At 59.2% G+C, this 14226-nt stretch carries 15 protein-coding genes; 10 read left to right on the forward strand and 5 right to left on the reverse strand.

The window, feature by feature from the left end; all coding sequences use genetic code 11:
• Positions 1–24: 24 nt before the first annotated feature.
• Together tsaD and cysS are read left to right on the forward strand one after the other, a co-directional pair.
• A complete protein-coding gene (tsaD, locus tag OHL14_RS16450; protein ID WP_263380463.1) occupies positions 25–1200 on the forward strand; it encodes a tRNA (adenosine(37)-N6)-threonylcarbamoyltransferase complex transferase subunit TsaD in 1176 nt (391 codons plus the stop codon).
• Between the two features lie 87 nt (positions 1201–1287).
• Positions 1288–2778, forward strand: coding sequence for a cysteine--tRNA ligase (cysS, locus tag OHL14_RS16455; RefSeq protein ID WP_263380464.1), 1491 nt, complete (start codon positions 1288–1290; stop codon positions 2776–2778).
• Between the two features lie 42 nt (positions 2779–2820).
• On the opposite strand, the gene OHL14_RS16460 is transcribed toward cysS, so the two are convergent.
• The 4 genes from OHL14_RS16460 to OHL14_RS16475 all read right to left on the reverse strand — a co-directional run bounded on the left by OHL14_RS16460 (position 2821) and on the right by OHL14_RS16475 (position 5162).
• The gene (locus tag OHL14_RS16460; RefSeq protein WP_263380465.1) at positions 2821–3402 is read right to left on the reverse strand and encodes a cupin domain-containing protein; all 582 of its coding nucleotides are present in this window, start codon (positions 3400–3402) and stop codon (positions 2821–2823) included.
• On the reverse strand, positions 3399–4358 hold the full coding sequence (locus OHL14_RS16465; RefSeq protein WP_263380466.1) for a DMT family transporter: 960 nt from the start codon (positions 4356–4358) through the stop codon (positions 3399–3401). Before OHL14_RS16465 ends, OHL14_RS16460 begins: the two co-directional genes overlap by 4 nt.
• An 85-nt stretch (positions 4359–4443) precedes the next feature.
• Positions 4444–4728 carry a hypothetical protein gene (locus OHL14_RS16470; RefSeq protein WP_263380467.1) on the reverse strand — a complete coding sequence of 95 codons (285 nt, stop codon included), beginning with the start codon at positions 4726–4728 and terminating at the stop codon, positions 4444–4446.
• Between the two features lie 86 nt (positions 4729–4814).
• Positions 4815–5162 (reverse strand): hypothetical protein, encoded by a 348-nt coding sequence (locus tag OHL14_RS16475; RefSeq protein WP_263380468.1) that lies wholly within the window; start codon positions 5160–5162, stop codon positions 4815–4817.
• A 155-nt stretch (positions 5163–5317) separates the two neighbouring features.
• Between OHL14_RS16475 and OHL14_RS16480 the strand changes: the two genes are divergently transcribed.
• Genes OHL14_RS16480 through OHL14_RS16490 form a run of 3 tightly spaced genes read left to right on the forward strand, consistent with a single transcriptional unit; the run spans position 5318 to position 6962 of the window.
• Positions 5318–5494 (forward strand): hypothetical protein, encoded by a 177-nt coding sequence (locus tag OHL14_RS16480; RefSeq protein ID WP_263380469.1) that lies wholly within the window; start codon positions 5318–5320, stop codon positions 5492–5494.
• Positions 5491–6237: an SIMPL domain-containing protein gene (locus OHL14_RS16485; protein ID WP_263380470.1), complete on the forward strand. Its 747-nt coding sequence runs from the start codon at positions 5491–5493 to the stop codon at positions 6235–6237. The genes OHL14_RS16480 and OHL14_RS16485 overlap by 4 nt, the downstream gene beginning before the upstream one ends.
• A 23-nt stretch (positions 6238–6260) precedes the next feature.
• Positions 6261–6962 carry a site-2 protease family protein gene (locus OHL14_RS16490; RefSeq protein WP_263380471.1) on the forward strand — a complete coding sequence of 234 codons (702 nt, stop codon included), beginning with the start codon at positions 6261–6263 and terminating at the stop codon, positions 6960–6962.
• 75 nt (positions 6963–7037) lie between these two features.
• Here the strand turns inward: OHL14_RS16490 and OHL14_RS16495 are convergent, their stop codons facing one another.
• The gene (locus OHL14_RS16495; protein ID WP_263380472.1) at positions 7038–9053 is read right to left on the reverse strand and encodes a CocE/NonD family hydrolase; all 2016 of its coding nucleotides are present in this window, start codon (positions 9051–9053) and stop codon (positions 7038–7040) included.
• Between the two features lie 190 nt (positions 9054–9243).
• On the opposite strand from OHL14_RS16495, the gene trpS reads away from it, so the two are divergent.
• From trpS to OHL14_RS16520, 5 genes are all read left to right on the forward strand, one after another.
• Positions 9244–10419 (forward strand): tryptophan--tRNA ligase, encoded by a 1176-nt coding sequence (gene trpS / locus OHL14_RS16500; protein WP_263380473.1) that lies wholly within the window; start codon positions 9244–9246, stop codon positions 10417–10419.
• A 21-nt stretch (positions 10420–10440) separates the two neighbouring features.
• A complete protein-coding gene (locus OHL14_RS16505; RefSeq protein WP_263380474.1) occupies positions 10441–11439 on the forward strand; it encodes a segregation and condensation protein A in 999 nt (332 codons plus the stop codon).
• A 35-nt stretch (positions 11440–11474) separates the two neighbouring features.
• Complete coding sequence (locus tag OHL14_RS16510) at positions 11475–11867, forward strand: nuclear transport factor 2 family protein (RefSeq protein WP_263380475.1); 393 nt, start codon at positions 11475–11477, stop codon at positions 11865–11867.
• Positions 11868–11897: 30 nt separating this feature from the next.
• On the forward strand, positions 11898–12779 hold the full coding sequence (locus OHL14_RS16515; protein ID WP_263380476.1) for a LysR family transcriptional regulator: 882 nt from the start codon (positions 11898–11900) through the stop codon (positions 12777–12779).
• 110 nt (positions 12780–12889) lie between these two features.
• Positions 12890–14170, forward strand: a complete 1281-nt coding sequence (locus OHL14_RS16520; RefSeq protein WP_263380477.1) for a cupin domain-containing protein — start codon at positions 12890–12892, stop codon at positions 14168–14170.
• The last annotated feature ends 56 nt before the right edge of the window (positions 14171–14226 follow it).

Here is a 14226-nt window from a genome sequence, read left to right on the forward strand (position 1 = left end):
TCCTTCACTAGTACGATAGCTCTAGTGGCAAACGAACTCATCCTCGGCATCGAATCCTCCTGCGACGAGACCTCAGCAGCCGTTCTTCGCAACGGCACCGAGTTGCTCTCTAACGTCGTTGCCTCGCAGCTCATCCACGCCGACTACGGCGGAGTTGTTCCCGAGCTTGCCAGCCGGGAACACCTTCGCGCCATCGTTCCCGTCGTCCGCGAAGCCCTCGAACGGGCAGGCCTTCGCTACTCAGATTTAGATGGCATTGCCGTCACTGAAGGTCCAGGTCTCGCCGGAGCGTTACTCGTCGGCATCACCTTCGCCAAGTCGCTCGCCTTCGGACTCAACAAGCCGCTCATCGCCGTCAACCACCTTGAAGGCCACATCCACGCAGTCCTCATGCAGCACGCAGCGGACCTCGAACAGTCACCCTTGCTTGCGCTCGTCGTCAGCGGAGGCCATACGCACCTCTACCTCGCCGAACGCACGAACGATACCTGGCAGTACCGCAACGTCGGCAAGACCCTCGACGACGCTGCTGGCGAAGCCTATGACAAGGTCGCCAAATTACTCGGTCTCCCTTATCCGGGAGGTCCTTGGATGGACGCTCTCGCCGCGCACGGTACAGCGGACACTATGCTCTTTCCCTTCGCGCATATCAAGCAGAAGGTCACCGGAAAGACCGCACCAAAGCTCTCGCGCGAGTCCTCCGAAGCCCTTGAGGACACACGCTTCGACATGTCCTTCTCCGGCATCAAGACCGCCGTTCGCCGCTATGTTGAGCTGCACCAGATGCAACCAGCGATTGCGTTGCGCGAGGCAGCTCTGCGCGAGTTAGGACTCCACAAAGCCAGCCCGAACGCCGAGAATCTCGCTCTCGCTCTGCCGCGCCTCGATGCACAGACACTCAACCTGATCGCGAGCTTTCAGAACGCCATCGTCAAAAACCTCGCACGCTCGACCTTCCAGGCAGCCGAACGCTACGGCGCACGCGGCATCCTGGTCAGCGGAGGCGTCTCTGCGAACAGCCACCTTCGGACAATTTTCACCACGAAGGCTCAAATCGCGAAGTTGCCGATCGCCTTCCCGGCTCTTGCGCTTTCAACCGACAATGCCGCCATGATCGCCGCAGCCGCGTGGCCCAAATTCGTCGCCCGGGACTTTGCCGCCAGCACGCTGGAACCGACGCCACAGCTTCGGCTTGGCTAAGAGGCTATTCGGTCACGCCTTTCAGCTAGAATCGAAGCAGCGAAAACTGAGCTACCGAACAGGCTCTAGAAAGCATCCCGACCCAGCGTGGCCTTCGAACTTTTTAACACCCTCTCCGGAACTGTCCAACCCGTCTTTGCCTCTGACGGCAAAGCCCTGCGTTTCTACTGCTGCGGTCCCACCGTCTACGACTACGGCCACATCGGCAACTTCCGCACCTTTCTGCATGTCGATGTGCTGCGCCGCACCGCTCGCCTGAACGGCCTCGGTCTTCACCACGTCATGAACATCACCGACGTGGACGACAAGATCATTCGCAACGCCCTCGCCGCCGGCAAGCCAATCGGTGAGTACTCGGCAAAGTACGAGAAGGCGTTCTTCGAGGACCTCGACGCGCTCGGCATCGAGCGCCCCGAAGACATCGCCCGCGCCACGGACAACATCGACGGCATGGTCACGCTGATTCAACACCTCGCAGCCGAAGACATCGCCTATCAGACCGAGGACGGCAGCTGGTACTTCCGCATCAAGCGCTTTCCAAACTACGGTCAGCTCTCCGGCAAAGATCTTGAAGGTATTCAGGACGGGGCGCGCATCGACTCTGACGAGTACGAGAAGGATTCAGCCCGCGACTTCGCCCTCTGGAAGTCCACCAAGCCCGGTGAAACGAGCTGGGAGACAGCCATCGGTACGGGTCGCCCAGGCTGGCATATCGAGTGTTCCGCCATGGCGATGAAGTATCTCGGCGACAGCTTTGATCTGCACGCTGGCGGCGAAGATCTGATGTTCCCGCACCACGAGAATGAGATCGCCCAAAGCGAGGCCTGCACGCACAAGCAGTTTGCGCGGCACTGGTTCCATGTGCGCTTCCTGCTCGTCGAAGGCAAGAAGATGTCCAAGTCCGAGGGCAACTTCTACACCCTCCGCGACCTGCTGCTGAAGGGCTATCGCGCCTCGGCCATCCGCTTCCTGATGCTCAGCGTACCCTATCGCCACCAGCTGAACTTCACCTTCGACGGCCTCACGGAATCCACGAACGCTATCGACCGCCTGCGCACCTTCACCACACGTATCAAGACGGGCAAGTGGCCCGAGGCTGCTGGCGAAAGCGAATTGGCACCTGTCATCGCAAAGGCAGAAGCTGACTTTATCGCCGCACTGAACAACGATCTGAATACGGCCGAAGCCCGCGCTGCGATCTTCGATATGCTGCGCGCCGTAAACACCGCAGCCGATCATGGCAAGGTGACCGAAGCAGACGCAAAGGCCACGCTCGCAGTCCTCGACAAGTTCGATAGCATCTTCGCTGTTCTCGTCGATGACGACGCCGAGCTGACCAAGGCCGCTCTAGCCTGGGCCGAGACCGAAGGTCGCATGGCCGATGTCTCGCCCGAAGTGCTGGAGAAGTTTGGTGCCGGAAGCCTGAGTGACTCGGACATCGATGCCCTCGTTGCCGAGCGCACGCTGGCGAAGAAGCAACGCAACTTCCCCCGCGCCGATGCCATCCGCAACGAGCTTCTCGAAAAAGGCATCCTGCTCGAGGACTCGAAGGATGGTGTCCGCTGGAAGCGGCAATAGACTCGCTGGAAACGGTAGTAAGCGCGCTGGAACAGCAGTGAGCTACTTCTTGTTGGGCCCGATCAGCATGCGCAGGAACTCAGGCGTTGCCCACGGAGCCTTCGCCGAGAAGCGCTTCACCCACGCGTCACCTTCGCCGATCTGTACACGATCCGGCGTGAACTCCGGGGAGAGCGCATTGGCCATCAGCGCATAACTTGCGCCTTGGCGCAGCACCAGAGCCTTCCAGCAGCCCGGAGGAACGGCCACCACCGGCCGCTCGCCGTGTGCCATATCCATGCCCAGCGTCTGTACCTCGACGCGGCCATCGGGATGAAAGATGTAGTAATCGACAGGCCCACCTTCGATCAGGATGTGCGTGTCAGCCGGCTCCAGCTTGTGCAGATAGTTGATGGGCAAAGCGCGCGTGAGCATGTAGTAGTTCTGGCTCTGCACCGCGAGGCTGCGATCGTTGACCTGTACCGTCTGCGGAGTGACACCGATGATGCCCAGATAGCCTGACTCTTTCCGCAGCACCGTCAGCTTCAGCTCCTGGATCAACTGATCCGCGCGAGCGTCCGTACCGACCTGCTGCGCGCTCATCGGTAATACACAAACGAAGACCAGCAACCATCGGCGCATCATTCCATGGCCTCGCCTGCTGTGCCGACGAACTCCGCCGCCTGCTCTGCGCGCTTGGTGCGGTCCACCTTGCTGTAGATCACCAGAGCCACCGCGCACACGATCACCGCCATGCCCACCAGTTCGGCTGGACCCAGCTTCTCGTGCAGGAAGAGCACTCCAAGCAGCACCGCAATCACCGGATTCACAAATGCGTACGTCGCTACCTTTGTCACCGGTACGTTTTGCAGCAGATAGGTGAAGGCTACCAGCCCGATCAGCGAGCCGAAGATCGACAGATACAAGATCGCGCTCATGCCGCGCCACGTCCACACCGCGTGGTGAAACGAGCCAGCACCCAGTGCAATCGCCATATTGCAGAGACCAGCAGCGCCGATCTGCCATCCGGTAGCGACAAACGTATCAGCCTTGAAGCGAAAGCGGCGGCTCAGCACGCTACCCAGCGCAAACGCGAACGCCGCAAACAGCACCGCTAGCAATGCCAACCCTGCATGACCTTGGCTATCTGCGTGCCGATGAATCGATGGCCAAACCAACACCAGAATACCCATCGTGCCAAGCAACGTCCCTGCCCAGCCGCGCAGGTTTAGCGCCTCGCCGCCACTCACCATTTCCAAAAGCGCAATCAGGATCGGAACGGTCGAAACGATCAGGGACGCGAAGCCGCTGGGCACCGTCTTTTCGCCCCAGGTAATCGCCATATTGTTGCAAGTCATAAAAAGGACACCAACCAGAATGAGTTTCCAGATTTCATTCTTCGGCACACGCAGGCTCTTGCCCCGGGCTAGTGCGATGGCCACAATCAGAGTGGCTGAGATCAGTGAGCGCGTACCGGAGACCACGGGCGCGGGCAACAACTCACCCGCGATGCGAATCGCTCCGTACGTTGAGCCCCAGCAAAGGTAGACGCTGCCGAAGGCCAGCAATACCATCGTCGACTTCGGAACACGCGAGAACATGGTCTTCCTTATGTACTTGGCTGGTTTTGTAATTAACGACAAACGGCGAGCCTAAGCTCGCCGCTCTGGTTCCACGAGGAACAAATTAGTAGCTGAAGAATTCGTTGAGGCCGCGACGAAGGCGCAGGCCGGTGACGAAGCAAGTCAGCGAAACAGCGGCAACCAGCAGGTTCCAATAAAGGACCGGGTGCGCGAAGCCGGGCGAATAGGTCGCATCCTGACCGCTCCAGAGCGTCAGCACCGTAGCAACGATGGCGGTCTGAAAGCCGATCACGATCAGCAGCTGGCCACGACGACGACGCGCGTCGAGATGGGCCACCTCTTCGGGGCTAAGGTTGCGCTCTTCAATCGGAATCAACATGTTCGCCATGATCGTCTTCTCCTGCTGCATTGCTTACACTGTTATTAAATCACAAGTCCCGCCGGTGACCGAAAACCGCACGAAAACCCCTATCGTCAGCCCTGGGACCTGCGCCCGAAGGCAGCCCGCAGGCGGGCCTCTCGATCGGCTCCATGAGCCACCTTCGTATCGTTGATTTCAGCCACCGATTGAAGGCTTGTTACCTCAAAACGTTTGCGGCAGCGGATGTTCTTGCAACCCAGCACGTCATCTCTGCGGACCATGTAGCTGGAGGCCTTGGCAAACTTCGCGCGGGTTAGATCGTCAGCTCCCCGCGGTGGTTGCTGACGCTTGCGCCGGACCAGCCAGTTCACCTGGTATTCGTTCTCTTGGCTGCAATGCGGGCAGACCAGCATGTGCACCTTCTGCTCAGTCCGCTCTTCAAAAAACTCGCGCTCATCCATCCGTCTACTCCTTGCCCTTGCAGTAGCCCGACATGAGCCACAACCCACACAAGAATACGCCCGCGGACCTTCTGTTGCGAAACTGCGTCAAAGCTGCACAATCAGACTGCGTTCGATGTAGGCTTGATCGCGAAGACAGGATTGGGAGACGTACGATGGCGCCGAAAAAGAAGACTTTCTCCATAACCAAAGCTGTGAAGGCCAACGCGCGCGATCGTGTCGGCACGCCGCCACCCTCTCGACCGCTGCCGACCGTCAAAGAAAAAGCGGCTGCGAAGCCGAAGCACAAGGAAACGTTCGCCGACCTGCTCACCAAGGATGATTCTCGATGAAGACTTTTCGACTCACAACCGCACTCATGCTTGCCTCGGCTCTCCCACTGACCGCGCAGCAAATTCAGATAAGCAAAGAGAACAAAACTATCGCCATCACCACGAGCGATGAAGCTTCCGCACTGGCGGATACAGCCATTGTGAACATCGGCTTCACCACTTACGGCAAGGACCAGGACGCCACCTACGCCGACGCGACAAAGACCTCGAACGCAGTCATTGCAGCCATTGCGGCGTCCGGTGTCAAAAAGGATGCCATCCAGAGCGCTAACCAGAACCTCGGGCCAATCAGCCCCAACAACGACGACGACAAGGCCCGCTACGCACAAGGGATGCGCTTCACCTTCTCGCAGGGTTGGAGGATCACGGTCCGGGCGGAGCAGGCCTCAGACGTGCTGCACATTGCGATTTTGAACGGGGCTAACAACAGCGGCGATATCAGTTGGGAGCTCGTCCACGACGATGCCCTGGAGGCTGAGGCTGCCGGTAAAGCGCTGGAACACGCCCGCCAGATCGCAGACCAGATGGCGAAGGGGTTGAACACGAAGCTCGGGCCGCTCGTCTATGCCAGCAATCAGACGCCGCCGCGCGGCATCTTCGCCAACATGGGCTTCGGCAATGTCTCGCTCAACACGGAGAGTGCGGCGATGAGCGTACGAATGAAAAACCTCAAGCCGCTAGCGATCTCGCCCGAACGCATCACCAAGTCGGCAACTGTCTATGCGGTCTTCGCCATCGAGTAGCCGCACTCCCGTAAACTATCTCTATGTTGCCGACTAGTTACGCCCTTGTGGTCTTTGAACTCGCTGTGATGGTCCTATCGCTTTCGCTGCACGACTGTGCGCAAGCGTGGATGGCGAACCGTCTCGGCGACCCCACCGGCAAGATGATGGGCCGCATCTCGATGAACCCAGCAGTGCACTATGACCTGCTCGGCACCATCATCTTTCCGCTGATCTACACCGTGCTGCGCCCTCCTTTCGTGATGGGATGGTCGAAGCCTGTGCCGATGACCTCGCGGAACTTTCGCAGGCCGCGCCGCGATGAGAACCTGGCGCTTCTCGCTGGCCCTGCCGCTCAGTTCCTGCTGGCGACTATCGCGCTCATCGTGCTCGTTGTTCTGCGCCACGCGAACCCTGATCTAGGTGGCCCGCTGGTGATCGCCGCCATGCTCGCCAACGGCCACTCGGTAGGCACCGAAGGCCTGCCCGGCAGCTTTCCGGTGCTGCTTCTTCTCTACTACGTCATCCTCGTGAACCTGTTGCTCTTCGTCTTCAACCTGGTGCCGTTCCCGTTCTTCGATGGTGGCAAGATCCTCACAAACTATCTGCCCTACGAGATGGCGAAGAGTTACGAGCGCTTCAGCATGTACTTCATGTTCATCTTTTTCTTCATCGGCTTCACCATTGTGATGCTCTTCTTCCGGCCCTTCTTCGCGGTATTCAATAATCTTTTGTTCACGCTGTGAGGCTACAAGCAACCACGCAAACAGGAAGGGCTATGACGTGACGTCATAGCCCTTCTTGTTTGCATTCAAAGGGCTCTACTTCGTCTCGGGCACCACGGTGATCGTCATCGAGCTCGGATACTCCGCCGAATGATGAATCGACGTATGCGCGATTACACTCGTCGTCTCACTGTAGTTGTCGCCGCCAGTATTCAGGTTGCGATCGAAGCGCGGGAAGTTCGCACCCGCGACCTCAAGCCGGATGCGGTGCCCTACGCCGAAGTAGTTGCTGGTGTTCATCGGAGTCAGTGTCACCCTGTACACCTTGTCCTTCTCCATCCACACTTTCTTCGCATCGCCGTCGCGGTAACGCAGCCTCTGTATGGTCTCGTCGAGGTTGTAGGCCTTGCCATCGGGCAGCACGTCGATCAGCTTCGCGGTCACGTCAGTGTCCTTCACATCGCTGGAGACGTAATACGTCACCGTGATCGGCCCTGAGAGTTCAATGCCTTCTGCCAGCGGCTCCGACGTGTACACGAGGATGTCGTCGCGCTCCTCCATCTTTCGCTGATCGAGCGCTCCTCCCTGACCAGGGATCGTGTTCGCCGCGCAGCAGACGTTACCGCCATAGCTCGGCGTGGCGTGCATCGGATCGTAGGTGAAGGTATCCGGCGCATCCTTCGACTCCATCTTGAGCGGATCGCCCTTGAACTTCAGCAACGGGCTTGATCCCTCTGCGAGAACGATCTTGCCGTCGCCTTTCAGCGTGTTGGCATGGCCGTCACTCGTGAGTTCGAGCTTGACCTCTTTCGCGCCCTCAGGCGGCCAGGTCTTCGCGCTCTTCCACTGATTCGCGCCCATCTCGTAGTACTGCACCTTCGGCTGCTTCTGCAGGAAGCCGTTGTCTTCGCCTTTGAGAAAGTGGTCGAACCATGCGAAGGTCAGCGAGTCATAGTCCAGACGCGCATCGCCCATATCGCGCTCGCCAACAACTGTGTGCTCCGTCGCGCGCTTGTACTGGCAGTGCAGCGTCGGTGCGATCACAGCGTACTGCTCATCCTTCACCTCACCTTTGGCGGAGGAGCGCACGAAGTTGTACGCCGCAAGGTTGGGCCCGGTCGAGACGTCATACCAGGTCATAAACCAGAAGCCCGGCCGATTGATCGGCATGGTGTCCGATTGCCACAGCCCACCCTTGCGCCACGCGGGATCGCCCGGCGTCCTCTCGATCATCGCCCCGCCCGTCGCCACCGGCATTCTGTCTGCGTAGATTCCCTTGGGCCCACCAACAGCAGCGATGATGTCCTTCTCCGGCAGGTGCTCGAAGGCCTTTGCCCAGTCCACCGGAGGCATCTGCGCCGCGAGGTCGAACATCTTGCCAGCCTCGAGCAGATCCTTCTGGCTCATGTCGGACGGAAACTGTGGGCGCGCCTGATTCTGCTCGCCGTATAGCCAGTCGATGAACAGCATCTGCACCGCGCCGCCGCGATACCAGTTGCCCTGTTCGTTATAGGGCCCAACCTTGCCGACACCTGCACCGAAGCTTTGCGGGATAAACGTCGTTAGCGCCTTATTGTTGAGCGCCACGGCCGCCAGTTGCCACTCTGCGGTGGACGAACAGCCGATTAGCCCGATCTTGCCCGAAGCCCACTCCTGCCTAGCCATCCAGTTGAACTCGTCATCCGCGTCGGTCAGCGGCGGCCCGAGGATGTCGTACTCCCCCTGAGAAAAGAAATGACCGCGTTCGTTCATTTCCACCAACGCATAGCCGCGCTTCACGGCGTCCAGCTCGGTGGACATGTCGCGGTAGGTGCCGCTCTTCACGTCCCAATAATTAAAGTTGTAAGGTGTACGGCTGAAGATGATCGGATACTTTTTCGTCGCGTCTTTCGGACGATAGATGTCCGCCTGCATCTTTTTGCCGTCGCGCATGGTCACCATCACCTTGCGGTCGATGATGGCGACAGCTTCAAGCTGCTTCTCCACGTCCTCGCGCTGGGCGATCATCTTGGCGCGCTGCTCCGCCGTCATGTTCGTATTCCGTCCCTGCCCCAGGGCAGCGACGCAGGGTAAGGAGACGGCCAATAGGCCAACGAGAACACGCATACGCATGGAACAAGCCTCCAAAGAGATTGCTGCAGTCGATAGAGCTCTTGAAAAACGGACAAAAACTCTTGAAAACAAGGGATACGCGAATGCTATCAGAGCTCCGCATCGCGGCGTTGCCCATGTATCCTTAACGGCAGCCTCGCGCTGCGCGGCTGACTAACCCAGAACTAACGATCGAGAACCCAACCCAGGCATGAGCTCCGCACTTCGCACACCCCGTCCCCGCGTCCTCTCCGGCATGCGTCCCACTGGCCGCCTGCATCTCGGCAACTACATGGGCGCGCTCTACAACTGGGTCAATCTGCAGCAAGACTACGACTGCTACTTTTTCATCGCCGATCTTCACGCCCTCACCACGGACTATGCGGATCCCAGCAAGGTGCAGGCGAATACCCTGGAGATCACACTCGATTTTCTCTCCGCAGGACTCGATCCCGGCCGCTGCGTCATCTTCCGCCAGTCGGATGTCTATCAGCACGATCGTTTAAATACACTCTTCGGCATGTTCACGCCGCTAAGCTGGCTGGAGCGTGTGCCCACCTATAAGGACCAGCAGGAGCAGCTTCGCGAGAAGGATCTGGCGACCTACGGTTTTCTCGGCTATCCGCTGCTACAGTCCGCGGACATCCTGCTCTATAAGCCAGACTTCGTCCCAGTCGGTGCCGACCAGGTCGCTCACGTCGAGCTCACGCGAGAGGTGGCCCGCCGCTTTAACCAGCTTTATCCTGGCGAGTTCATCCTGTCGCCCGACGCCGCCCCGTGGGAGATGGCCGCCATTTTTGAGAAGGCTCGCAAGCTTGCAGGCGAGCCCAAAAGCTCCACACGCACCGATTTCTCGACGCACCAGCTTTTCGAGGCTGCGCAGCAAACCAAGAAGATCTCTGGCTTTGCCCGTCGCGACATTCTGCCAGAGCCCGAAGTGCTGCTGACGCCATCGCCCAAGCTGCCGGGTCTCGATGGCCGCAAGATGTCGAAGAGCTATGGGAACTTCATCTCGCTCTCAGAGTCGCCCGCGGATGTACGCTCCAAGATAAAGACGATGGTTACTGATCCCGCGCGCGTCCGCCGCGACGATCCCGGCAACCCTGACGTCTGCCCTGTCTTCGATCTGCATAAGGTTTTCAGTTCTGAAGAAACCCAGCTGAAAGCAGCCGATGGCTGCCGCACAGCAAGCATCGGCTGCATCGAGTGCAAGAGCTGGGTCGCTGATGCCATCGTTACCCGCATCACTCCTATACAGGAGCGTCGCCACGACCTCGAGCGCCGTCCATCGGTCATCAAGGACGTGCTCGCCAACGGCAAAGAACGCGCCGCGAAACGCGCACAGCAGACACTCGACGAGGTCCACGTCGCCATGGGGCTCAACTAACCAATGCCCGAAGAGAACAACATGCCCGATCAAGTCGAAGAGGCCGCAACATCTGCGGCTGTCGAAGACCAGCAGAGACCGCAGGCCGAAGACGCCGCGCCTGAAGGCACACAGCCGGCGAACCCGGCTCGCCCCTTCGCGCTGGAACATCCGCCCACGCCTCCACCCACGCCTGAAAAGCCTGCGCGCGGTCGCGGCAATGAGAAAGACAAAGCCCGAGAAGAGGCTTCGCAGTCGCCCTTTTCCATCACCGTAGGCCGCGTCTACGAAGGCCCGATGGACCTGCTGCTCGATCTGATCCGCAAGCAGAACATCGATATCTACGACATTCCTATTGCGAAGATCACCGCGCAGTTCCTTGAGTACACGCACCACCTGAAGCAGACCGATGTCGACGCCGCAGGTGAGTTTATCTACGTCGCCTCACTTCTCATCCACATCAAGTCAAAGACGCTGCTGCCACGTGATCCCGCAGAGGTCGCTGGCGGCGAAGCGGACGATCCTCGCCGCGAGCTCGTCGAACGTCTGCTGGAGCACGAGCGATTCAAAGCGGCTGCACAGATGTTGCAGCAGAAGCAACTCATCGAAGATGCTTCCTGGACGCAACCGGGACTGAAGACCTTTCTCAAGGACCAGGGCATCGTCTCCGCAGATGAAGAACGCGAGATCGATGCTGACACCGTAGACCTCGTCCGTGTCTTTCAAGATGTCCTGCAGCGGCTGCGCGATCGCCCCATCCATTCCATCGACGAGGAATCGGTCACCGTTGCGCAGATGATTCAGTTCGTCAAACAACGCCTCATCATGGAAGATCGCCCGATCAGTCTGCGGAAGATGCTTGGCAATAGCAAATCCGAGCGAGCTCTGATCTGCACCTTCCTCGCCATGCTCGAACTCGTTCGTCTGCAGGCCATTGTGCTGCGCCAAATGCAGCAGCTCGGGGACATTCTGGTAAAGAAGTCCGACAGCTTCGAGCAGGTCATCGCCGACCAGGCCGCCGTCCGCGACGACTGGAGCTAATCTCACCCGCAACAGTGCAATCTGGAGGTTTCACCATGTGCACGAAGACGCTGATAGCCAACGCCTACCAAGCCTTCAATCAACGTGACATCGAAAGCGCGCTTGCGCTCATGTGTGAGGACGTCAGTTGGCCCAAGGCATCCGAGGGTGGTCGTGTCGTCGGAAAAGAGGAGATCCGTTCCTATTGGCAACGCCAGTGGAGCGAGTTTGATCCTCATGTGGAGCCGATCGAGGTTATCGAACGCGAAGATGGCAAGACAGAGGTAAGAGTTCACCAGGTAGTGAAGAATCTGGCGGGCGACATCCTCTCCGATAGTGACGTGTGGCACGTTTATACGACCGCTAACGGACTCATCAAACGCATGGGCCTGAAGGAAGCGGAAGACTCAGATTTGACACCCTCAGCCGCCTTTGGGACAACGCGGTAAGCAGCAGCGGGGCGACAGCACGGAGGCGACATGGAGCTGAAACATCTTCGATCGTTCCTTGCCGTCGCCGAGCGCCTCAGCTTCATCCGCGCGGCAGAGCATCTGCATCTTTCGCAGCCTGCCCTCAGCAGCCAGATTCAAAACCTCGAAGAAGAGCTTCGCGTCACGCTCTTCTTCCGCACCCGCCGAGTCGTACGCCTTACCCCGGAGGGCGAAGTCTTCGTCGAAGAAGCGCGCGCCACGCTCGCTCGGGCGGAGCAGGCCATTGTCCGCGTTCAGAAAGCCTCGCGCGGCGAAGTCGGCCATTTGCGTATCGCCTTCGTCTCCTCGGCTGCGCTGGAGATCGTTCCCCGCATCGTCTCCACCGTGCGCCGAAAGTTGCCTCAAGTCTCCCTCGAAATTCGCAACATGCGCACCTCCGTGCAACTGCAGGGACTTCGCGACGGCACCGTCGACATCGGCTTTGTTCGTCTGCCCTTGCAGCATGAAGACCTGAATCTCCGCGTGATCAATCGCGAACCCTTCGCCATCGTGCTCCCCAAGTCCCATCCACTTGCCAAGCGTGCTCGCGTCAGACTTTCTGACCTTCGTGATGAACTCTTCGTTGCCTACGGACGCCAGTGGGCACCCGGCTTCTTCGACTCCATCATTCGCCTTTGCACCGACGCAGGATTTTCTCCCAACATCGTGCAGGAGACCGGCGAGATGTTCACCGCTGTCGCGCTTGTCGCAGCGGGTGTCGGCATTGCGATTCTTCCTCGAGCGATCGTGCTGGCTCAGCGCGGAGACGTCGTGTTCAAGACACTCCCGCTTTCGCTCGGCGTCTCCGAGATTGCGATCGCCACACGCAAAGACCGAGAAACACCGCTGCTGCGCTCGTTTCTCGGCATTGCGACGGACCGCAGTTTGTAATAGATAAAACCAATCACAGAGAGCCAATCATATGATTGGACGAATCAGCGCTGATGGCATCGAATGATTACGCAGGCCTTAAGGCATCTCGGCTTGCAGGAGGATTCACCATGAGCATGACCACCGACCCCGGATCACCCCTCAGCCTGCCCAGGACCTACTCCCGTCGTGGTTTTCTCGGCCAGAGCACTCTCACGCTGGCCGCCGCTCTCGGCACCGCTGCCGTTGCTGGCGCGCAGCAACGCTCACAGATTCATGCCGGAGAACACGGCAACGGCATCAGCAATCCTGGACAGGAAAACAAGCCACTGCTGGACGAGAACCCCAACACGAATACGCCGCCCGAGACGGACTTTGGCGACATCGGTCCCATCTGGTACTCCTTCGATCTCGCCCGCAAGCGCGTGGAAGAAGGCGGTTGGACGCACCAGGTTACGCAGCGCGAACTGCCACCTTCCAAAGACATCGCGGGAGTGAACATGCGCCTTACCAAGGGCAGCTTCCGCGAGCTTCACTGGCATACCGCTGACGAGTGGGCATTCATGCTCTACGGCAACGCCCGCGTGACTGTGCTCAACCCCGACGGCACCATGTTCGTCGATGACGTTGCAAAAGGGGACCTTTGGTTCTTTCCTGCTGGCTATCCGCACTCCATCCAGGGTCTCGGACCCGATGGCTGCGAGTTCCTGCTCGTCTTCGACGAAGGCAACTTCTCCGAAGACGGTACCTTCCTGCTCTCCGAATGGATGGCGCACACGCCCGATGAAGTTCTCACGAAGAACTCAAACCTCTCCGCAGCGTCGATCGCAAAGCTGCCCAAGCGCGAACTCTACATCTTCCCAGCGGAGATGCCTGGCTCGCTCGCCGCAGACCGCGAAGAGATTGAGAAGTCTGGCCCCATCACACAGCAGCAATACACCTTCAAAATGGAGGCGATGAAACCGAACAAGACCACACCCGGGGGCGAGGTGCGCGTCGTCGACTCGAGTAACTTCCCCGTGTCCAAGAGTATCGCAGCGGGTCTCGTCGTCCTGAAGCCCGGCGCTATCCGCGAGATGCACTGGCACCCCAACGCGAGCGAGTGGCAGTTCTACCTTGCAGGTAAGGGTCGCATGACTGTCTTTATGCCGCCAGGCCGCGCCCGCACCATGGACTTCAACGCCAACGATGTTGGATACGTTCCACCAGTCGCTGGTCACTACATCGAAAACACCGGCACCGAGGACCTTGTCTTCCTTGAACTGTTCAAGGCCGACAGCTTCCAGGAGTTCACGCTGAATAACTGGCTCCGCCGCCTGCCCATACAAATGGTCTCCTCGCACACGAACCTCTCCGCGGAGGAGATTCGCCGCATACCCGTCGAGAAGAACGATGTCATCGCAGGAAAGTAGAGCACGGGCAAACGTAGCGACGCCGCGGAGCTTCCCGCGCGTTGCTACGTTTGCCC

Source organism: Granulicella paludicola (assembly GCF_025685545.1).
Classification (GTDB): domain Bacteria; phylum Acidobacteriota; class Terriglobia; order Terriglobales; family Acidobacteriaceae; genus Granulicella; species Granulicella paludicola.